General features: G+C 32.9%; 17 protein-coding genes and 1 tRNA gene. 9 read left to right on the top strand and 9 right to left on the bottom strand.

The features are described 5' to 3' along the window. Positions 1 to 2 precede the first annotated feature (2 nt). Together V1T75_RS12905 and recO are read right to left on the bottom strand one after the other, a co-directional pair. Complete coding sequence (locus V1T75_RS12905; protein WP_330488937.1) at positions 3 to 2468, bottom strand: TonB-dependent receptor; 2466 nt, start codon at positions 2466 to 2468, stop codon at positions 3 to 5. 1 nt (position 2469) lies between these two features. Continuing rightward, positions 2470 to 3192: a DNA repair protein RecO gene (gene recO / locus V1T75_RS12900; RefSeq protein WP_330488936.1), complete on the bottom strand. Its 723-nt coding sequence runs from the start codon at positions 3190 to 3192 to the stop codon at positions 2470 to 2472. Positions 3193 to 3284: 92 nt separating this feature from the next. On the opposite strand from recO, the gene V1T75_RS12895 reads away from it, so the two are divergent. Further along, on the top strand, positions 3285 to 3755 hold the full coding sequence (locus V1T75_RS12895; protein WP_330488935.1) for a CYTH domain-containing protein: 471 nt from the start codon (positions 3285 to 3287) through the stop codon (positions 3753 to 3755). A 56-nt stretch (positions 3756 to 3811) separates the two neighbouring features. Here V1T75_RS12895 and V1T75_RS12890 read toward each other — a convergent pair whose 3' ends face one another. The 3 genes from V1T75_RS12890 to V1T75_RS12880 all read right to left on the bottom strand — a co-directional run bounded on the left by V1T75_RS12890 (position 3812) and on the right by V1T75_RS12880 (position 8410). Beyond that, positions 3812 to 6946 carry a M43 family zinc metalloprotease gene (locus V1T75_RS12890; protein WP_330488934.1) on the bottom strand — a complete coding sequence of 1045 codons (3135 nt, stop codon included), beginning with the start codon at positions 6944 to 6946 and terminating at the stop codon, positions 3812 to 3814. A 149-nt stretch (positions 6947 to 7095) separates the two neighbouring features. After that, a complete protein-coding gene (gene trhA / locus V1T75_RS12885) occupies positions 7096 to 7737 on the bottom strand; it encodes a PAQR family membrane homeostasis protein TrhA (protein WP_330488933.1) in 642 nt (213 codons plus the stop codon). Next, complete coding sequence (locus tag V1T75_RS12880; protein ID WP_330488932.1) at positions 7709 to 8410, bottom strand: lysophospholipid acyltransferase family protein; 702 nt, start codon at positions 8408 to 8410, stop codon at positions 7709 to 7711. The genes trhA and V1T75_RS12880 overlap by 29 nt, the downstream gene beginning before the upstream one ends. Positions 8411 to 8669: 259 nt before the next feature. Here V1T75_RS12880 and trpS point away from each other — a divergent pair, with 259 nt between their 5' ends. From trpS to V1T75_RS12860, 4 genes are all read left to right on the top strand, one after another. Continuing rightward, entirely contained in the window at positions 8670 to 9638 is a 969-nt protein-coding gene (gene trpS / locus V1T75_RS12875; RefSeq protein ID WP_330488931.1) for a tryptophan--tRNA ligase, read from the top strand. Between the two features lie 140 nt (positions 9639 to 9778). Beyond that, complete coding sequence (locus tag V1T75_RS12870; RefSeq protein ID WP_330488930.1) at positions 9779 to 10033, top strand: hypothetical protein; 255 nt, start codon at positions 9779 to 9781, stop codon at positions 10031 to 10033. A gap of 80 nt (positions 10034 to 10113) precedes the next feature. Further along, positions 10114 to 10419, top strand: a complete 306-nt coding sequence (locus V1T75_RS12865; RefSeq protein ID WP_330488929.1) for a DUF6370 family protein — start codon at positions 10114 to 10116, stop codon at positions 10417 to 10419. 93 nt (positions 10420 to 10512) lie between these two features. Continuing rightward, a complete protein-coding gene (locus V1T75_RS12860; RefSeq protein ID WP_330488928.1) occupies positions 10513 to 11733 on the top strand; it encodes a tRNA modification GTPase in 1221 nt (406 codons plus the stop codon). Positions 11734 to 11774: 41 nt separating this feature from the next. On the opposite strand, the gene V1T75_RS12855 is transcribed toward V1T75_RS12860, so the two are convergent. Together V1T75_RS12855 and V1T75_RS12850 are read right to left on the bottom strand one after the other, a co-directional pair. Further along, positions 11775 to 12815: an NADP(H)-dependent aldo-keto reductase gene (locus V1T75_RS12855; RefSeq protein WP_330488927.1), complete on the bottom strand. Its 1041-nt coding sequence runs from the start codon at positions 12813 to 12815 to the stop codon at positions 11775 to 11777. A gap of 139 nt (positions 12816 to 12954) precedes the next feature. Further along, entirely contained in the window at positions 12955 to 14142 is a 1188-nt protein-coding gene (locus V1T75_RS12850; RefSeq protein WP_330488926.1) for a phosphoglycerate kinase, read from the bottom strand. A 108-nt stretch (positions 14143 to 14250) separates the two neighbouring features. Between V1T75_RS12850 and V1T75_RS12845 the strand changes: the two genes are divergently transcribed. From V1T75_RS12845 to V1T75_RS12835, 3 genes are all read left to right on the top strand, one after another. Continuing rightward, positions 14251 to 14673 carry a molybdenum cofactor biosynthesis protein MoaE gene (locus V1T75_RS12845; protein WP_330488925.1) on the top strand — a complete coding sequence of 141 codons (423 nt, stop codon included), beginning with the start codon at positions 14251 to 14253 and terminating at the stop codon, positions 14671 to 14673. A gap of 239 nt (positions 14674 to 14912) precedes the next feature. Next, positions 14913 to 14986 (top strand) — tRNA-Ala (locus V1T75_RS12840). Between the two features lie 16 nt (positions 14987 to 15002). Then, positions 15003 to 15536: a GNAT family N-acetyltransferase gene (locus V1T75_RS12835; protein WP_330488924.1), complete on the top strand. Its 534-nt coding sequence runs from the start codon at positions 15003 to 15005 to the stop codon at positions 15534 to 15536. Here the strand turns inward: V1T75_RS12835 and V1T75_RS12830 are convergent. Next, entirely contained in the window at positions 15533 to 18304 is a 2772-nt protein-coding gene (locus V1T75_RS12830; protein ID WP_330488923.1) for a PD-(D/E)XK nuclease family protein, read from the bottom strand. The genes V1T75_RS12835 and V1T75_RS12830 overlap by 4 nt on opposite strands. Positions 18305 to 18380: 76 nt before the next feature. Here V1T75_RS12830 and V1T75_RS12825 point away from each other — a divergent pair, with 76 nt between their 5' ends. Beyond that, on the top strand, positions 18381 to 19166 hold the full coding sequence (locus V1T75_RS12825) for an amidohydrolase (protein WP_330488922.1): 786 nt from the start codon (positions 18381 to 18383) through the stop codon (positions 19164 to 19166). Between the two features lie 31 nt (positions 19167 to 19197). On the opposite strand, the gene V1T75_RS12820 is transcribed toward V1T75_RS12825, so the two are convergent. Continuing rightward, positions 19198 to 20178 carry an acyl-ACP desaturase gene (locus tag V1T75_RS12820; protein ID WP_330488921.1) on the bottom strand — a complete coding sequence of 327 codons (981 nt, stop codon included), beginning with the start codon at positions 20176 to 20178 and terminating at the stop codon, positions 19198 to 19200. Positions 20179 to 20203: the final 25 nt, after the last annotated feature.

Raw genomic sequence — 20203 nt, 5'->3', positions numbered from 1 at the left:
ACTTAAAAATTGGTTAGCAAAGATACTGAAATATTACGTCCTGAAGCTGAAACTCCAGAAGCAAATTCTTTATAATGTTCATCAAATAGGTTAGATAATTGTGCTTGTAAAGCTATGTTTTTTGTAAACTGGAATTTTCCGTACAACCCAACAGTCATCCAACTAGGACTTCCGTAGTATTTATCTATATCTTCGGTTGCATTCGCGTTGACAACTGGTGTTTGTTCATGGTTGTCAATACCTTCAGTTATATTATAGTCTGAAATATCTTTTTTCGCATTAAAAACTAAGTTAGCTCCTCCTTCAAACTTCTTGTTTACATAACTTAAATCAAAACGACCAAATAACGGCGGAATAGATGATAACGGTTCGTTTGTATCATACGCTTTACCATACGTGTATGTAACAAATCCTGATGTATTCCAATTTTTATGCAGCTTCCCTTGATAACTTACCGTAGCACCTGTAACATAAGCTGTTCCTTTGTTTACATTAGCCACAATAGCCCCTTCTTCTCCGTCATACTCAATAGTTGAATTTCCATTCAATTCAAAATCCTCTCTATAAATATAGTTATTCAACAAAGTATAATACACATTTGCCCCAACTCTAAATTTTCTATTGTTAAAGTATTTTTGAGCACCAATTTCAGCATTGTATGCATGCTCTGGTTTTAAACTAGTATTTGGTATGGTTACCTTTCCGTTCTTCTCTCTTATTTTTCCTACATCATCAATATTGGGAGATCGAAAACCAGAAGATACTACTGTATTTAACTGCCATGTTTTATTAGGCTTGTATACATACCCTATAGTTGCTGTTAACGATTGGTTATCTAATTGAATATCTTTTTGAGGAATATCAATAAAAGTTTCGTCCAACCACTTTGCTTTCAATACTGTATTCGTTCCTCTAATTCCTGTGTTTAATGTTGATTTACTATTGATATCTTGACGGTAATCTACATAAAAAGCAGAGCTCAAATAACTACTTCCTCCATCAGGGTAACGAGACTGCACTACGAAATCACCATCAAAGCCAACAATACTATTACCATTAACACGTAATGTTTTTCCGTAAGAGTTTGACACTACATCATTATATGCAATTTCAATTCCGTACCCTAAATTTCTATTTTCTGCTAGCGGAACTGTAAAATCTCCATTCAAACTAAAAACATCAACTTTTTCTTCTCTATAAGACCTATCTAAGCTTCCAAACTTTCGTTGAATACGACTTTCCTTGATGTTTTGGTATGCCAAAGTAATGGTTCCATTATCCATCCACTTTTTCTTTGGGTTGATAATTAACTGCGGAGAGACCAACAAACGTTCTTGTGGTCCGTAATACCACTCAGCAAATTTTAAACTTCCTTTTTTCAACTCCGTTAACTTATCAAAACGAGGTATATTGGAAGAAGTTGAATATTGAATATTGAATTTAAAATCTGTATTTTTTGAAAAAGGCACATAAAACTTTTGCAATACGTCTGTTTGGCTATACCCTGTATTTCTTTGCAAGCTTTGGTCAGAGTTAGCAACTGGCGTATCACTATAAAAAGTGTTTGTATTATTGGAGTAAAAAGGAACCTTTCCCCAATTATCAAAACCATGAGAACGATTTTCTCCCATCTTTAAGTCTCCAAAATTACTATGAGCTACACTTGTAAAAGATGCCCATTTTTTAAATCTTAATTCTGCAGAAACTACATTAGTTACTTCATTATTTACTGAACTATATCGCAAAAAAGTATTTCCTTTAATTTCGCTTCCTTTTTCTGATAGCTTTGGGGTTTTAGTATAATAATGAATTACTCCTCCTAAAGCATCTGAACCATAGATTACCGATGAGGGTCCAAAAACAACTTCTGTTCTCTCTAATAAATTTGGAGCTACTGTTATTGAGTTTTGTAAGTGTCCTTTTCGATAAATTGCATTGTTCATACGAACACCGTCAACTACCAAAAGAACTCGGTTACTTTCCATTCCGCGTAAAACAGGACTTCCTCCTCCAAACTGTGACTTCTGAACTTTAATTCCAGGAACACTTGCTAATAAATCTGCTGATGTTTGTGGTGATAACTTTTCTATCTCTTTTGAAGATACCACGGCTATTTGCTCAGCAATGCGGTTGGTTTTTTCTCTGTTCTTAAAAACCGAAACAACTACCTCATCTAACTGTTCTGAGTTTTTTGATAAATATACGTGGTAATTATTCCTTTTTATTACTGATTTTTTCTCTTGATACACCGCATAAGACACATGTGTAAAGGTGAGCACTTCGTTTTCTTTAAAATCAGAAACATCAACTTTCCCTAGTTCATCACTTACAGCCGATGTTGTTTTATTTTTATTAAAAATGGCAACAGCTTCTACAGGTTTTCCTGTTTCAGCATCGATAACAGTAACTGTTTGAGAGAAAATTGTAGTTACGAACAATAAAAATAATACAGTAATTCTATGCTTCATATTAATTAAATACGGTTTCTAAAACATCTAATGATTTAGGTTTTCTAAATCCTTCCAAATGTAACTCATAATACCGAACTATAATTCGGAGAATTATTTGTCTTTCTTTTTTTGAATAAGAAATTGAATTAATTGCATCAAAATTTATGCCTAATAGGCTTTTAAACAGCATTATTTCTTTCCCTGAAATTGTTAATTTTTCATATTCGGTATCGGTAAAACTTCCTTCTAACAAATTAAATGCTGTTTTATCAATATTGGTTGTATCTGGATAGAAGCCTAGATACCTAGATAAATTTAACAAAAACAGTAAGTGAAAGTTCGCAACCTCATCATGTGTATCTAACCAAATTAAAGATGTTTCAATATAACTGTACAAAGGATTGTTTTCTTCCTCCTCTTGTAAAATGTATGATAACACTTCTGATAAAAACAGTACAATTGATTGTTTTACTATAGAAGTATAAATGGTTTCATACGGATGAATCACTTGCACTTCTTTAATAGAATGCAACGAAATTTTATTGCTGTGATTTGCAGTAAGATTTAATTGTGTTAATGGTTGAAAGTGCGCAGGCTTTAACTTTCCTTTTTTTGATTTTAGTACTCCTTTTATCATGTACGATTTTACTCCTTCTTGTAAAGTAAAACATTTTACAACCAAACTAGTATCTCCATATTTAAGAGAACTTAAAACAATGGCTTTTGTAGTAATTACTGCCATTTAACCAAGTTTAACTATTAAAATCATTACTCAAAGATATACCAATAATATCGACAAAAATAGTACATTCGTGTAAAATTGATTCCTTTAACATGACAACAGAGATAGAGCGAAAATTCTTGGTAAAATCTACTGAGTTTAAACAAGAAGCTTTTCAAAAAAACTACATAAAACAAGGGTTTTTAAATTCAGATAAAGAAAGAGTAGTACGAGTTCGTTTAAAAGACGATACCGGTTTTTTAACCATCAAAGGGCCATCAAATGCTAATGGAACTACTCGATTTGAATGGGAAAAAGAAATTGATAAAAAAGAAGCTGAAAGTCTTTTTGACTTGTGTGAAAAAGGTAGTATTGAAAAGTATAGGTATTTAGTAAAAATTGACAATCATACGTTTGAAGTAGATGAGTTTTTAGGAGACAATAGTGGATTGCTTATTGCTGAAGTAGAGTTAGAAGACGAAAACGAACATTTTTCAAAACCTGAGTGGTTAGGTAAAGAGGTTACTGGAATTACCAAATACTACAACTCCAACCTAAGTAAATTACCTTATAATAAGTGGTAAAAAAGCTGTTTGAAAATCTTCCAAACAGCTTTTATTCCCCTAATAAAACTCTTTGCTTATCTTTTTAGAATACTAAGAGTTTTTACTTGTTTTCCTGATTGTATCTTTAACAAATACATACCTTCTTTCTTTAGTATACTATCATCTATCAATATAAATGTAGAAGGCGATTGAATATCTTTACTATGTATATGTCTTCCCAATAAATCATACACCTCTAATCGAATAGCCCCATCTTTTGAAATACTGGAGATATCAATTTTTGTTTGTGACACAAATGGATTAGGTATTGCAGAGATGACTCCACTATTATTAGACTTTTCATCGTTAGGCCCTGCAACTCCACTTCTTGTCACTGTTGTAATTGGTGAGTTCGCCGTTTTATTGTAAGCATAATCTGTCAATGTATAAGATTGTCCATCGTTTGCTACCACAATGTGAAACCATCCGTAATGTGTGTTTCCGTTTATTTTAAAAGTAACCCCGATAAAACCAGTCTTTCCATTCCAAGACGTATAATTGGATGAACTAACTGTATAAGGACTAGAACTTGTTACAAAATTACTTGATGCTCCAACAGTAATACCTTCCTCTAAATAGGACACCTTACTCGTTGTTCCTTCACAAACAATATCTTTATTGTAGGTTTCCAATCGCACTGAGTTGCTAGTATACCAAGCTCCATAATCTGCATCGTCTCCTGTTTCAATTCTAAAAAACTTCCAAGGGTCACTTGAGGTTACCGTTAGATCATCTATATCGACATATACGATATCATCATTTGTACTACACGGTGCACAAGAACCTCCACAGTCAACTCCTGTTTCATCTCCATTTTGAATCCCATCATTACAGTTTCCGTCACCAATAACAATCTTGTAATCCTCCACTTCCCCATAACTAAACGATTCACAAGACGCAGGTATACCATTATATTTCATAGCCACTCTCATTCGAGTAGTTCCTAAAACTGCTGAATTTGGCACGGTAAACTGTCCTATTACCGAAGTGTCTTTAGATGCTGTTTGAGCCCAAACTTGCTCTCCAGCATCTGTAAAATCACCATCTAGATTGTAATCAATCCAAACACTATATCCTTCGGAATAAACAGTGCTATTCCAACCTGGTGTTATGGTTATTGAATAATTACTTTCTTTTGATAAGTTAGTTGATATTGTAGCCGTATAATTTGCATATCCGCCACTTGATCCTGACGAACTATTACTAATGGTATTTAATTCAACTTTACCTATAAACTCATCACTTACACTCTTCCCGTTGGAATCACAATATGTTACGGTGCAAGGTTCACAAGAACCTCCACAATCAATTCCTGTTTCATCTCCATTTTGAATTCCATCACTACAAGTAGCTCCTGTATTTCCGTCCCACACTTTACTACCCGCTTTAATGGTACCAAAAGGCTCTGTGCTATATGCATAATCTAGTAGCGCATATGATGTTCCATCATTGTTAACACTAACTCTAAACCAACCGTAATTCGTTTTTCCTGGGTATAATTCTAATTGAAAACCTATATAAGCAGTTTTACCATCCCAAGAAGAGTAATTAGTATTTCTAATTACATGCAAATCGGGATATGCGCCTCCATCAACCCAAGAACTTTGTTGATCAATCACTGTATTCAATTCAATTGGTTTCACATTTCTAGTTCCGGATTGACATACTAATGCTTTTTTATAGGTTTCCAATATCAATGAACTATTCTCATAAAAAGTTCCGAATCTATTGTTACTAGCACCCTCTATTGTAAAAAACGTCCAAGTACTTCCAGAGTTAGCTGTGTAATCTTCGTTGTCAAAATACACTACTTTGTAAGGGTCATAAAAAGAAAAACTAAACGTTACTTTATTAGAGTTTAAAGAAGAACTTCCTCCTGAAATTGCAGCATCTTTAAACGTAACAGAACCTGTAGTATTACCTAATTTAGAATGGCTCGTTGCTTGTCCTGTAAACTTCACACTAAGTGTTTTATTATTAAGTACGGTTATTTGAGCTGACAAACCTTGAGGAAGGTTGGCTTCAAAATGAGTCCCAGAAATTAAGTTTCCTGAAGAAACTGAGAAAGTAGTTCCTTCTATAGATATATTTTTAGTTTCATCAACTATTGAACCATCATTTGATAATGCTTCTTCTACTGTAGTAGAATCTACTATTAGAGATGCCCCATTTAAGTTTACTCCTGTAGCTGTTAAGTTCTCAGGTTGCCACAAAGGCTTACGGGCTGGATGCTGTAATGCTGTAAGCATTCTATCAATTTGTCCTTGTGTAAACATTTTTCCACAACCAGCAGCAGCATCATACCCCATGTAGTTTTCATAATTAATTAAATTACCACAATCACTTGCTCCAACCGTACAACCATCATCTCCTGAATTAGAATCTTCTTTTGGAGTATCGTCTACATAATCTCCATTTGGGTCATTACACCCACCTTCAAACGTGTGTATAAGATTTAACCAATGACCAAACTCATGCGTTAATACTGAAGCAAACTCTTTGTTCGTATTTCCATGAATGTAACGCCCGTTATAAACCACCCTAGCAGTGTTGTTATCAGACATGGTAGTATTAGGATACCAAGCAACACCCGAGTTTGTTGCACTCCCGTCTGCATATAAATCTCCCATAATGTATACATTCATATACTTATAATTATCCCAAGCGTCTGCTGAAATTTGATCGTCATAACCACCTCCGTTTCCATATCCTGATTTTTCTGGATGAAATACTACACCGTTAGTACTTCCTCCATTAGGATCTATTTTTGCCAAAGCAAATCGAATACCAAGAGTACCTCGTCTTCCTGAAAAAACAGGATCAACAGTATTGAAGTCATCATTAAGTCCGTTGAAATCCTCATTCAGTTTATCTAATGCTACTTTTATTTTATCATACGTTACCGTTAGTCCATGTTGAACTGAGCCATAAACATGTACAACCACCGGAATGGTATAGGTCTCTCCAGCTTTATTAAAAAGCGAAGTCTGTTTTTTTCTAACTACATTTTTTGTGTAGTTATTAAACTTGTCAAATTCTTTTTTTGATTCTGGGTATTTTAAAAATACCTTTTGATTTTCACTTGTAATCTTACAGTCTTGAGCCAGCAGAGCTTCAACACAGAAAAACAACAAAAAGAAGAAGGGTAACAAAATAGTTTTTTGTTTCATAATTGATTGATTTTAAATTACTTAAAACAAACCTACAGTTATAAAACAAATCTATTTGATACAATACTAACCAATACAAACAATAAATTACCAATAACAAGTTTTTTAACTTTAATTTTACAGATATTTTATTTTTTTACCGTAAAAAGTTAGTCAATAAAGAAAATAGCTAAAAAATGACTCAAACTACCCAACAATACAAAAACATGGAAGGTTGCATGACTATATTTTATTTTTTTTAAGGAATAGAAAATAGCCCCAACGGTATAAAAAACTCCACCAAGAAAAAGATATAACAAGCCGTTATCTGATAAATTTTCCATTAACGGTTGAATTACAAAAACAACTTGCCATCCCATTAATAAATACAACGCTGTTGATAGTTTGTCGAACCGTCCTGTAAAAAAAAGCTTTAGTATAACCCCTGTAATAGCAAATAGCCAAACAAAAATAAACATATACCAACCTAGTTTTGGTGGTAATACAACTAAACAAAATGGGGTATATGTTCCGGCAATTAATACATAAATAGCTGCATGGTCTAAAATGTTAAGTCTTCGCCTAAGTTTAGGTTCTTTAGCTGCATGATAAAAAGTAGATGCTGCATAAAGAATTATCATACTTAACCCATAAATACAAAAACTAGCTATTTTCCAAAAAGTATGATAGTTAAGGGATTTTTTTACTAAAAAAGGAAAGGCTATGATACTTAACAACAATCCAAATCCGTGAGTAAGGATGTTTACTCTTTCTTCTTTTTCGCTATAAAAGTGATTTAAATTCTCGCTCATTGTTAGGTCGGTTAGTATCTTTCATATACAACTCATCATTTATCAATTCATTGTATATAACACGATATGTTTCTTCTTTAAGTTTTTTCTTATCTCCAACAACTAGTTCTTCTGTTTCAATAAACTCACATTGTTTTACTCTCAGTGTTCCGGGAGCACCTTTAAAAAAATCCCAAGAAAACAACCGTTTTCCATCGTAATACACCTGAGGAACGATTGGAATTTTATGTTCAATAGCTAAACTAAATGCTCCATTTTTAAAGGGAGCTAAAACGATGTTTTCAGCAGGCACTAATCCTTCAGGGAAAATTGCAATACTAGTTCCATTTTTTAATCTTTTATGGGCTTCTTCATACACTTTTTTTCTACTTTCCAAATCGCTTCTATCAACTACAATAACCACTTTTTTATAAAAAAAACCAAAAATTGGAAATTTTGCCAATTCTTTCTTCCCCACAAAAACTATTGGATTTTTACTCATCGCTATTAGAATCCATGGATCTATAAATGACGCATGGTTGGCACAAAACATGTAGCTTTTATTTCGATCTATTTCTTGCTCTTTTTCAACTTTTAGTCGAAACCCCATTCCATAAATTAAAAAATAAGCCCACGCTCTTACTACCTTCCAAAAAACTGGATAGTATTTTTCATCTGAAGTTAAAATCAGCATAAAAGGTGCCATTATTAATATTGAAACTACAATTAATGTGTAGAACCAAACGCGCCAAATAAAACGAATAGGAAAAAATAGATATTTCAACTCTTTTAAATTATAATCAATTAATTAACCTTATACTTTTTCTCTACGAAAATGAGTATTAAGATCTCCCCAATATGCGAATGTAGTAATTTCTTTTGTTTGATAAATTTTAAGCTTATTTTTGCTCACTTAAGCGAGCACTTATTTAAAAACATTTCAAAACAGACTTATGTCAAGAATTTTAACAGGAGTACAAAGTACGGGAACCCCACATTTAGGGAATTTATTAGGAGCCATTTTACCTGCAATTGAAATGGCAAATGATTCTAAAAATGAATCGTTTATTTTCATTGCCGACATGCACTCTTTAACACAGATTAAAGACGGAAACGAATTGCGAGAAAACACCTATAGTGTTGCGGCTACTTGGCTTGCTTGTGGTATTGACATTAATAAAACCGTATTTTATCGCCAAAGTGATATTCCTGAAGTTACTGAATTAACTTGGTATTTAAGTTGTTTTTTTCCTTACCAACGCTTAACCTTAGCTCATGGTTTTAAAGATAAAGCTGATCGTTTGGCAGATGTAAACGCTGGATTATTTACCTATCCAATGTTAATGGCTGCGGATATTTTATTGTACGATGCTGAAGTGGTTCCAGTAGGAAAAGATCAGTTACAACATTTAGAAATGACGCGTGATGTTGCTAATAGATTTAACAATATAGTTGGTGAAACCTTAGTTCCACCTCAAGCAAAAATAAATGAAGACACCAAATTAGTTCCAGGTATTGATGGTGAAAAAATGAGTAAATCACGAAATAACTTCATCAACATTTTCCTCCCAGACAAAAAGTTACGTAAACAAATTATGGGAATTCAAACAGATAGTAAAGCTTTAGAAGACCCAAAGAATCCAGATACAGATAATGTTTTTGCTCTATATAAATTATTAGCTTCAGAAGAGCAAATAGCTGAAATGCGTGCTAATTATGAAAATGGAGGGTACGGATATGGACATGCAAAACAAGCTTTGTATGAATTAATTATAGACCAGTTTGCTGATGTACGCACAAAGTACAACCACTATATGGAAAACCGTCATGAAATTGATGAAGCTTTGGCTGTAGGGGCAGAAAAAGCTCGTATAATAGCTAAAGATGTGCTACAAAGAGTTCGAGGTAAAATAGGATATTAAATTATATTCCCTTTGATAAACAAGTTGTTTCATCCTTAAAAAATAAGGGGTATGTCCCTACTAAAAACGGGAAATAGACACCCCTTATTGGCTGTGTTTTTTGATAGTTTTACATCACTATTAACTCAAACTAACATATTATGCCACATTATGCACAAGGAACGACAGGGTGGACAAAATTGAAAGGCTATCAAGCTTTATGGGATCCTAAAATTGATTTGGGTAAATTTTACTTTACGACATTTCAGGGAAAAAGACAAGAAACTCCATATATGACGGCAGATAATTTTGCAAGAGTAATTGATATTCTAAGAAATGAAACTCCTGTCTACGGAAACGCAACTACTGGCTCTGTAACCACACAAGAAGAACTTGTTGGAGAAGAAGAGAGTTAGGAGGTTTAAATACTATAATTAATTAAACCCAGAATAAATTTATTCTGGTTTTTTTATGCTTATTTTCATAAATTCACAACATGAAAAAAATATTACTTTTAGTATTCTTAGGAATCGTTGCCTGTAGTACTCCAAAAGAAAAAACACAAATAGTAGAAGCTTCGTGCGGTCAATGTAAGTTTGGTTTAGACAGCCAACAAGGATGTGATTTAGCTATAAAAATAGATGGACAAGCCTATTTTATTGAAGGTGCTCACATAGATGACTATGGTGATGCTCACGATAAGAATATTGGTTTTTGTAATGTTATTAGAAAGGCCGAGGTTACTGGAAAAGTTGAAGATGGTAAGTTTAAAGCTTCTTCTTTTAAAATTGTAGAAGAATAGTTTTTAGACTTCTAGATAAAAAACAAAAAACCGAAACATAAAAGCTACTTCGGTTTTTTTTATACTTTTGTCAAGATTCAAAAAAAAAATTCAATGAAAAAAATTCTATCTTATGTTGCCATTTTTATTGCAACCATTAATTGCTATGCTCAAATTACATTTGAAAAAGGATATTTTATTTCTAATGAAGGAGAAAAGGTTGAATGCTTAATTAAAAATATAGACTGGAAAGACACCCCTACTGAGTTTATATACAAGCGTAGTGCTATCGATTCTGAAAAAACAAACACAATTAATTCCATCAAAGAGTTTGGAATTTACAACTCCTCTAAGTACATTCGAGCCAATATAGATATTGATAAGTCTAGTAGTATCGTAGGCGAACTATCTAATAATCGCAATCCAGTATTTATAAGAGAAACGCTGTTTTTAAAGGTACTAATTGAAGGCGATGCCAGTTTATTTTCCTACAAAAATAGTAACTTAAAAAGATTCTTTTTTTCTACTAATGAAAGAGAAGTTACCCAATTGATTTATAAAAAGTATACAAACAACTATACAATTTACGAAAACAAGCAATTTCTTCAACAATTGTTTAACAATTTAAAATGCCACACTCTAACTACTAAAAGGATTGAGGCTCTAAAATACAATGACAGCAGCTTATCTAATTTTTTTATAGATTACAATGAATGTAAAAATAGTGAATCTATAAACTTTTATAGAAATTCTAAAAAAAGAAAAGCTTTTAGTCTAGCTATAAAAGCAGGAGTTAACAACAACTCATTAAGTATTAAAAATAGTACAGATAATAGTAGAAATACTGACTTTGGTAATAAAATTAGTGGCAGGTTTGGTATAGAGGCTGAATACATATTCCCATTTAACAAAAACAAATGGAGTTTGGTAATTGCCCCTGCATATCAATCTTTTAAATCTCAAAAATCTACAGAAAGCAATAATGTTTCAGGGAATACTTTAGTTTCTAGTATTAATTACAGTTCTATTGAAGTTCCTATTGGTGTTAAACACTCTTTTTTCTTAAACAAAAATTCTAAAATTTACCTTTTAGGGTCTTACGTAGTAACAGACATTAAAATTGATTCAGCAGTAGATTTTAATAGAGGGGATGGTTCTAATTTAAGTTCATTAAATATAAAACCGAACTCTTCTTTTGCTGTAACTCTAGGGTACAAATATGATAAGTATAGTATTGATTTGAGATACAATAGCAAAGATCTGTTAGGAAACTATTCTTTTTGGTCTTCAGATTACAAATCACTCAGCTTAAATATAGGTTATACTATTTTTTAAATAAAAAAAACGGAAGTAAGCTTACTTCCGTTTTTATTTTTTTAAGGCGCTGGATTAGGAATCATTGTATGCACCGCTTCAATCTCTGCTAAAATGTCTTCTGACAATGCAATATTGATAGAATTGATATTCTCTTTTAACTGACTCATTTTAGTAGCTCCAATAATGTTACTCGTTACAAATGGTAACTGATTGATGTATGCTAAAGACAGCTCTGTTAATGTTAATCCGTGTTTATTCGCTATTTTTTGATACTCTAAAACCGCTTTTTCTGAACCTTCATTTTTATATCTAGCAATAAACCTAGGAAACAAAGTTCCTCTTGCTCCTTCTGGAGTTTTTCCATCAATATATTTTCCTGTTAACACTCCTTGTGCTAGAGGAGAATACGCTAATAATCCAATATTTTCTCTCATAGAAACCTCAGACATTCCCACTTCATATCCTCTATGAATTAACGAGTATGAGTTTTGAATGGTAACCATTCTTGGTAAATCACGTTGTTCTGCAGTTTCTAAGTACTTCATAGTTCCCCAAGGTGTTTCGTTAGACAAACCTACGTGCTTTATCTTTCCTTGTTTTACAAAATCATTCAACGTTTCTAAAATCTCTAGATGCTTTTCAGCTTCTTTTGCAGAAGTTTTGTATGGGTAATCACGTACCCCAAAACAGTTTACACCACGATCTGGCCAATGCAATTGGTATAAATCAATATAATCAGTTTGTAAGCGTTTTAAGCTACCTTCAATGGCTTCACTTATATTCTTCCTGTTGAAGCCACCTGTTCTAATATGTGCTGTGTAATCACCTCCTCCTGCGATTTTAGAAGCCAACACTACTTTTTCTCTATTTCCTGTTTTTTTGAACCAAGAGCCTATAATTTTTTCCGTAGCTCCATATGTTTCTGGAGTCGCAGGTACAGAATATAATTCTGCAGTATCAAAAAAGTTTACCCCTTGTTCTAAGGCATAGTCCATTTGTTCATGACCTTCTGCTTCGGTATTTTGTCGCCCCCATGTCATGGTTCCTAAACAAATTTTAGAAACTTTTATATCTGTAGTTGGTAAGGTTGTATATTTCATTCTTTATATCGTTTAACTGTTGAATTGTGTAATTGTTTAAAAAAGCAACTTAATAAACACTTCAACAATTACACATTTAAACTTTTATTTTAAAATTTTTCGATTTAAAAATTAGCGAATTAACTCATTTTCAAATTTACTAATTAAGAATTGCTTCAATACCAGGTAAGGTACGTCCTTCTAACATTTCTAACATCGCTCCTCCACCTGTAGATACATAACTCACTTTATCTGCAAATCCGAATTGTTTTACCGCAGCAACTGAATCTCCTCCTCCAACTAACGAGAAGGCTCCATTTTTAGTTGCTTCTTCAATAGCATTTCCTAAACCAATGGTTCCTTGTGCAAACTTTTCCATTTCGAAAACCCCTAAAGGACCATTCCATAAAATCGTTTTAGACGTTGCAATAACTTCAGCAAATTTTTCAACCGTTTTAGGGCCACAATCTAACCCCATCCATCCATCAGGAATTTCATTTGTGTCTACTACTTGCGTATTGGCATCGTTTGAAAAAGCATCTGCAATAACAGCGTCTACTGGTAAATGAATTTCTGTATTGTTTTCTTTTGCTTTCGTTAAAATTTCTAAGGCTAAGGCTAATTTATCCTCTTCAACTAGTGAATTTCCAATTTTTCCTCCTAAAGCTTTGATAAACGTAAACGTCATACCCCCCCCCACAATAATGTGATCTACTTTCTCAATAATATTTTCTATTACACCAATTTTAGACGATACTTTTGCGCCTCCTAAAATAGCGGTTACTGGTTTTTCTGAGTTGTTTAATACTTTATCAATGCTTTCAATCTCTGTTGCTAATAAATTTCCGAAGCATTTATTTTCTGAAAAAAACTGTGCTATAATCGCAGTAGAAGCATGTGCTCTATGTGCAGTACCAAAAGCATCATTTACATATACATCACCCCATTTAGATAATTGTTCAGCAAAAACAACATCTCCTTCTTTTTCTTCTGGATAAAAACGTAAGTTTTCTAGTAATAAAATCTCTCCACTTTTTAAATTAGCTACCACTTCTTTAACCGCTGAACCAATACAATCATCAACAAACTTCACTTGTACACCTAACACTTCTGTTACTTTGCTAACAATATGACGTAACGAAAACTGATCTTCTTTACCTTTCGGGCGCCCTAAATGCGACATTAACACACAGCTACCTCCATCTTCTAATATTTTTATAATCGTTGGTTTTGCTGCTTGAATTCTCGTATCATCTGTTACTTCAAAACTATCGTTTAGAGGTACGTTAAAATCTACACGAATTAATGCTTTTTTATTTTCGAAATTGAAATCGTTCAATGTTTTCATTTTAAGTTGTATTCTGTTTCAGCTAACAAAAATAATTATTTAAATCTGATTGGTTTCTATTCTTTTTAAGCTTTCAATCTTATATCTTTGTTAAACTTGCATACTAATATGAACACAACATCTATAAAAATAACTTCAGAAAAACTTAATTTACAAGAATGTTACGATTTTGTAGCCGATCCTTCCTGTGGTGGAATTGCTGTTTTTGTAGGTACTGTAAGAAATGCTACTCAAAACAAGGAAGTAACTCAACTAGATTTTTCTACCTACAAGCCCATGGCAATTAAAGAAATGCAAAAAATTGCGGATGCTGCTTTGGAAAAATTTAGAGTAAAAAAGATTGCCATTCATCACGCAGAAGGTTTGTTAACGATTGGTGATATTCCTGTAATTATTACCGTTTCCTCTCCACACAGAAAAGCCGCTTTTGAAGCATGTCAGCACGCCATTGACACCTTAAAAGAAACAGTTCCTATTTGGAAAAAAGAATTTTTTGAAGATGGTGAGGTTTGGGTGAATGCGCATCCTTAAAACTTTAATACTTTTAATTAAAGGATATTTTGAAACTAATTGTCACATCGAGTAATTTTTCTGACTTAAAGAAAGAAAAATGTATCGAGATGTATGGGGCTATTAGTTCTCGATACATCTCCCAATGGTCGATACTCGAACTGACATTATTTATCAAAAAATAAATTGAACTCAGGTTTAAAATACTATATTTGGCATGAAGTCATTTCTAATAATGTAAATGCATAACAATCTTTATTGGGGCATTAGCTCAGTTGGCTAGAGCGTTTGACTGGCAGTCAAAAGGTCATCGGTTCGACTCCGATATGCTCCACTATTTTTTTAAAATTATGATTGAGTTCACTACCGCAACCAACCCAACAGAATTGCTTCAAATACTAAAGCTGCAGCAACAAAACTTACCCGAAAAATTATCGGAAGCAGATAAAAAAGAACAAGGGTTTGTTACGGTTCGTCATAACTTAGAATTGTTACAAAAAATGAACGATGTACACCCTCATATCATTGCAAAAAGTAATGGGATTGTTGTGGGTTATGCCTTGTCAATGTCTAAAATTTTCAGAAATGACATTCCTATCCTCATTCCTATGTTTGATGAAATAGATACAACTTCAGAGGGTAGTAAACCTTATATTTTAATGGGGCAAGTTTGTATAGACAAACATTACAGAGGAAAGGGAGTTTTTAGAGGTTTGTATGCAACAATGAAAGAAGAATTCTCTGGAATATACTACTCTATTATCACAGAAATTGATGAGAAGAATACTCGATCTGTCAATGCGCATAAAGCCATTGGTTTTAAAACTTTAAAAACCTATACGAGTAACAACCAAGATTGGGAAATTGTTTATTTAGCTATTTAATAGGGTAAATTAGTAGCTTCTACAAAGCTGAGTGCAGGATTGTATAATTCTGTTAACACTACTTTTATTTCGGTCATAAACTCCTCTAATTTTTCTTCTGTAATCGCATTATCAGGTTTTCGATAATTAGATGAGAAATTCATCTGTAAAAAACCACTTTTTAGGTTTTTAAATGAGATAATTCCTGCTTCAAGCGGTTTATCAAAATTAAATTGTGTGTCTTGAGTATATAAAAAAGCATACAACATTACCTGAATCGCTTTGTGGTATTTTAAATCGCGTATCACTTCAAAGTCGAGTACCTTTAAATTAGTACTATCAACCATTCCTGTTTTATAATCGATAATTCGAGTAACACCGTTGAGCTCATCAATTCGGTCGACAATTCCCTTTATTTTTATCGGAAAATTAATTCCTTCAACTCTTATTTCTGAAGACAACTCTTGCTCTGTAGCAATTATTTTTAGCTGGTTATTCTCATCCTTCAGCAATTGTTTTTCCTTCAACAGAAAATTCTCTACAAAACGATTAGCCACTTCAAAAATTAACCGGTTCTTCCCTGTGGTTACATCTCCGTTTTTAAAGTGTTTTGAAAAATAAAAACTTACGAGTTCTTTGGTTTTTTTCTGCATATTTTCAACATCTTCTACTTGCAGAAATTTACCTTCAAAAGGTTTATATAATGCTTCCAGGGTATCATGCACAACAGTTCCCATAGTATTTGCAGCAACCGTTTCTTCAACATCGTCTAGTTCATTAATTTTTAAAATTTTCTGCTTGTAAAAAGCAATCGGATTGTACAAGTAATTGGTCAATGCCGATGGAGAAATTCCTTTTTGAGCTAATTCTTGTAAACGTTCTAGTACTTTTTTATCTTTTTGAATTTCTTTTAACTGCACAGGTGATGTTACTACTTTCGGACTGATAATCTTTTCAGTAATATCATCTCGCATCATTGCTAGCTGCGTTACAAAACGACTTTTTTCTCCACTTCCAAACACATCGTGTTCGGTATTGTATAAAATGTAAATGTTTTTGGCACGTTGTAACAATCTAAAAAAGTGGTAGGAGAACAGTGCATCTTTTTCTCTGTACGTAGGTAAACCAAATTCTATTTTTACATCAAACGGAATAAAGGTGTTTTGTTGATGATTTCCTGGTAAGACTCCTTCATTCACTGAAGTGATGATTACATTTTCAAAATCTAGTACACGAGTTTCCAATACTCCCATTAACTGTAACCCTTGTAAGGGTTCTCCTTGAAATGATAAACTTTCCGACTGTATTAATTGTCTAAAAAATTGATGCAAGGTTTTTAAATCTTGTACATATCCAAATTCATTATGCAGGTTTTGCAACTGAGTAAATGCGGTGTAGAAACGGAATAAATATTCTTTTTCCAATTCATTCGCATTCTCTTTTAGCAAATTAATCAGCTCAATTATTCTGTTTAAAAATTCACTAATTGATACAAACGGATTGAAAATAGTGACAATTTTTTCTTTAATACCCTCCTCAACAGGAGAAAGAAATGTTATGATTTCTTCTGGACTGATAAAAGTATTGTTCTCTTCGGCTACTGTTTCTGAAAGCACATCTGCTACATTAGTATACTCATCTAACTGTAATAGTTGATATATAGCAGCATCTTTTACCAAGCGAACTACATCTTTATGGTAAAAAAAGTTGCTTTCTTTCTTTTCTAACTTTTCTTGATGTAGAAATAATTGAAAAATAGCAAATATTAAACTCGTTGTAGGAATATCTTTTAGCGGATATCCCATTGTAATATTAATAGCATTTACAGTCGCAGGCAACGAATTCAACGTAATAGGCAATAGTGTTTCATCCGCTAAAACCAACGCTGTGTTGTTATAATTAGGTAGCTTTTCTAAAATCTCTCCTGCATATTTTATCTGCGTGATGTTTTTAGACGCTCCAATTACTTCAATATGTTTCCTTTCTGAAAAGAAATCTTTAACCGTTTGAATTGAATGCTGCTGATAATATTTCCATCGAGTTTTATATTTTCTTAAAAAGCTTCCTGCTTGGTGTTGACTTTCATAAAACGTTTTGTCAATATCCCAATAGGCTTCTGCATTTCCATGCAACAAAAATTGTTCAAACAACAATTCTTCTGCGGCATTTAACGCATTGAATCCTATAAAAAAGTATTTTTTCTGTTGATTTCTACGGATGAAATCTGCTACTTTTTTAGTTGATTCTCGATATAAAACTCCTTGGTATCCAATATTATTTTCAACCAAAAACTGATAAAAAGCATCGTAATATTTATTCAACTTTTCCATAAAAGAAAAGTGATCTTTCATCAATTCGGTTTCTTTAAACGCTCCTTTTACCGACCATTTTCGTAAACGATGTATATCTCGTAAATACACAAAAATCTCTCGTGAGTTAATTAAGTGTTGGTCAATCTCATTAAAATCTTGTAAAAGCGTAAATGCCCACGAAGAAAACACATCAAACGAATCTGGGCTCTCTTCTTGTTCTTTGTAAATGGTATAAAAATGGAAAAGGAGCTGAACTGCATCAATCTTTTTCATTTCAGAAATTTCTTCAACAAAATCACCAATATTGATAATCTCTGGTAAAAAACCTGCCTTTTTAAGCGTCGTCGAAAAATTCTTTTTAAACGTTTCTTTTACAAAAACTCCCGCCCTTTGTGAAGGCAATACAAACACAACATTTTCAAACGATTTGGTGTTTTGTAAAATAGTATCTAACGTTTCTGAGATAAAAGACTGCATTTTTTTAAAATGGTTTTAGCTTGAATCGAAAGTACAATTTTTATCCTATTTTTGAGAGTACAAATAGCCTATATTCATGAACACAACGAATCACTTAAGAGTAGCTTTGATTCAATCGGATTTAATTTGGGAAAATCCTACAGCAAACAGAAAAAAATTTGAAGAAAAAATCAATGGTTTATTAGATGAAATTGATTTAATCGTTTTGCCTGAAATGTTTACTACAGGATTTACCATGAATGCTTCAGCAGTTGCTGAAACTATAGAAGGTGAAACGGTACAATGGTTACAAGATTTGGCTCAAAAAAAAACCACAGCCATTACAGGTAGTATTGTTATTCGTGAAAATGATCGTTTTTACAATCGTTTGTTATTTGTACATCCTTCTGGGAAAATAGATTCATATAATAAGAAACACACCTTTACGCTAGCAGGTGAGCATGAAGTATTTTCTGCAGGAACTGAAAAAATTATTGTTGACTATAGAGGATGGAAAATTTGCCCGTTAATCTGTTATGATTTACGTTTTCCTGTATGGGCTAGAAATACTGAAAATTACGATTTATTGCTATATGTAGCTAGTTGGCCTAAACCTCGTATCGAAGCATGGGATAGCTTATTAAAAGCACGTGCTATTGAAAACATGACTTATACCGCTGGTGTGAATAGAGTAGGAGTTGACCCTAATAAGTATGAGTATACAGGAAATACCGTATGCTACGATACTTTAGGAAATTGTTTAGCTAAAAATAACCTAGGAAGTGAAGAAACGTTAATTGTTAAACTAAACAAACAAGAGCAAACAAAAATCCGTGATCGATTTCGCTTTTTGGATGATCAAGACACGTTTATATTACAATAAAAAAGCAACCAAATTGGTTGCTTTTTTATTTTTATGCAGGAATCATCCATTTAAAATTGAACTTTGTATCAGGTACTACGATACGTTCGGTGATTCGGTACATTCTATCTGGTAATTTCATTAAGAAATCACGTGCTTTTTCTGCTTCTGGTGTTAAATTAGTAATCTTATCAATTTCCCAAGCTTCGTTTAATTTTCTTACGATATCAACATAATCAAAACCAGTATAAACACCTATTCTTTGCGCTACTGTTGAGAAATCATCAAACAAACTTCCTTTTTCTCCAAAAGCTTCTCTTAAATGCATTGCTGGCATTACAATTTTATGTTTCATCATATGCTGAAACGCTAACATCATTTCACTTGGATCAATCTTAAAGATTTCTTTTACAAATTCAGTATATGCTAAGTGATGACGCATTTCATCTCCAGCGATAATTCGAGACATTTTTGCCAAAGCTTTGTGTCCTTTCTTCTTCGCTATTTTCGCTACGTTTAAGTGCGAAATATACGTTGCTAGCTCTTGAAAACTTGTGTACACAAAGTTTTTATACGGATCGGTTGCAGTACCGATATCGAATCCGTCAGCAATTAAATGCTGTGTAGACACTTCTACCTCACGCATGTTTACTCTTCCTGAAAGATATAAATACTTATTTAATACATCTCCATGACGGTTTTCTTCAGCGGTCCAAGCACGAATCCATTTTGCCCAACCATTATCAGGTTGCTGTGTTACTCCATCTAAGTCTAACAACCAAGATTCATAGGTTGGCAAAGCTTCTTCGGTAATCGTATCTCCTACCAAAACCACCCAAAAATCATCGTCAAGCTCTTTTGAAATTTCTTGAATTTCTTTCACTTCATCAATAAAAGTATCTTTTTGAGAGTTGGGTAAAAAATCAGTTGGTTGCCAAATTTTTTCTATTGGCATTAAGAATTTGTCTACAAAACTGTCAATGTTTTTTTCCAGCGTTTGCATTACTTCTTTTCTAATGTTTTGTAATGACATAATTTAAGTTAAGGGTTTATATTTA

Source organism: Tenacibaculum sp. FZY0031, assembly GCF_036350695.1.
In the GTDB taxonomy this organism is placed as follows: Bacteria; Bacteroidota; Bacteroidia; order Flavobacteriales; family Flavobacteriaceae; genus Polaribacter.
The sequence above is the reverse complement of the archived record's forward strand: the minus strand, read 5'-3'. Positions and strand labels throughout refer to the sequence as shown.

Bases quoted from the DNA above. Each gene is read 5' to 3' on its own strand.
- V1T75_RS12905 (WP_330488937.1), bottom strand. From the start codon at position 2,468: ATGAAGCATAGAATTACTGTATTATTTTTATTGTTCGTAACTACAATT.
- recO (WP_330488936.1), bottom strand. From the start codon at position 3,192: ATGGCAGTAATTACTACAAAAGCCATTGTTTTAAGTTCTCTTAAATAT.
- V1T75_RS12895 (WP_330488935.1), top strand. From the start codon at position 3,285: ATGACAACAGAGATAGAGCGAAAATTCTTGGTAAAATCTACTGAGTTT.
- V1T75_RS12890 (WP_330488934.1), bottom strand. From the start codon at position 6,946: ATGAAACAAAAAACTATTTTGTTACCCTTCTTCTTTTTGTTGTTTTTC.
- trhA (WP_330488933.1), bottom strand. From the start codon at position 7,737: ATGAGCGAGAATTTAAATCACTTTTATAGCGAAAAAGAAGAAAGAGTA.
- V1T75_RS12880 (WP_330488932.1), bottom strand. From the start codon at position 8,410: ATGCTGATTTTAACTTCAGATGAAAAATACTATCCAGTTTTTTGGAAG.
- trpS (WP_330488931.1), top strand. From the start codon at position 8,670: ATGTCAAGAATTTTAACAGGAGTACAAAGTACGGGAACCCCACATTTA.
- V1T75_RS12870 (WP_330488930.1), top strand. From the start codon at position 9,779: ATGCCACATTATGCACAAGGAACGACAGGGTGGACAAAATTGAAAGGC.
- V1T75_RS12865 (WP_330488929.1), top strand. From the start codon at position 10,114: ATGAAAAAAATATTACTTTTAGTATTCTTAGGAATCGTTGCCTGTAGT.
- V1T75_RS12860 (WP_330488928.1), top strand. From the start codon at position 10,513: ATGAAAAAAATTCTATCTTATGTTGCCATTTTTATTGCAACCATTAAT.
- V1T75_RS12855 (WP_330488927.1), bottom strand. From the start codon at position 12,815: ATGAAATATACAACCTTACCAACTACAGATATAAAAGTTTCTAAAATT.
- V1T75_RS12850 (WP_330488926.1), bottom strand. From the start codon at position 14,142: ATGAAAACATTGAACGATTTCAATTTCGAAAATAAAAAAGCATTAATT.
- V1T75_RS12845 (WP_330488925.1), top strand. From the start codon at position 14,251: ATGAACACAACATCTATAAAAATAACTTCAGAAAAACTTAATTTACAA.
- V1T75_RS12835 (WP_330488924.1), top strand. From the start codon at position 15,003: ATGATTGAGTTCACTACCGCAACCAACCCAACAGAATTGCTTCAAATA.
- V1T75_RS12830 (WP_330488923.1), bottom strand. From the start codon at position 18,304: ATGCAGTCTTTTATCTCAGAAACGTTAGATACTATTTTACAAAACACC.
- V1T75_RS12825 (WP_330488922.1), top strand. From the start codon at position 18,381: ATGAACACAACGAATCACTTAAGAGTAGCTTTGATTCAATCGGATTTA.
- V1T75_RS12820 (WP_330488921.1), bottom strand. From the start codon at position 20,178: ATGTCATTACAAAACATTAGAAAAGAAGTAATGCAAACGCTGGAAAAA.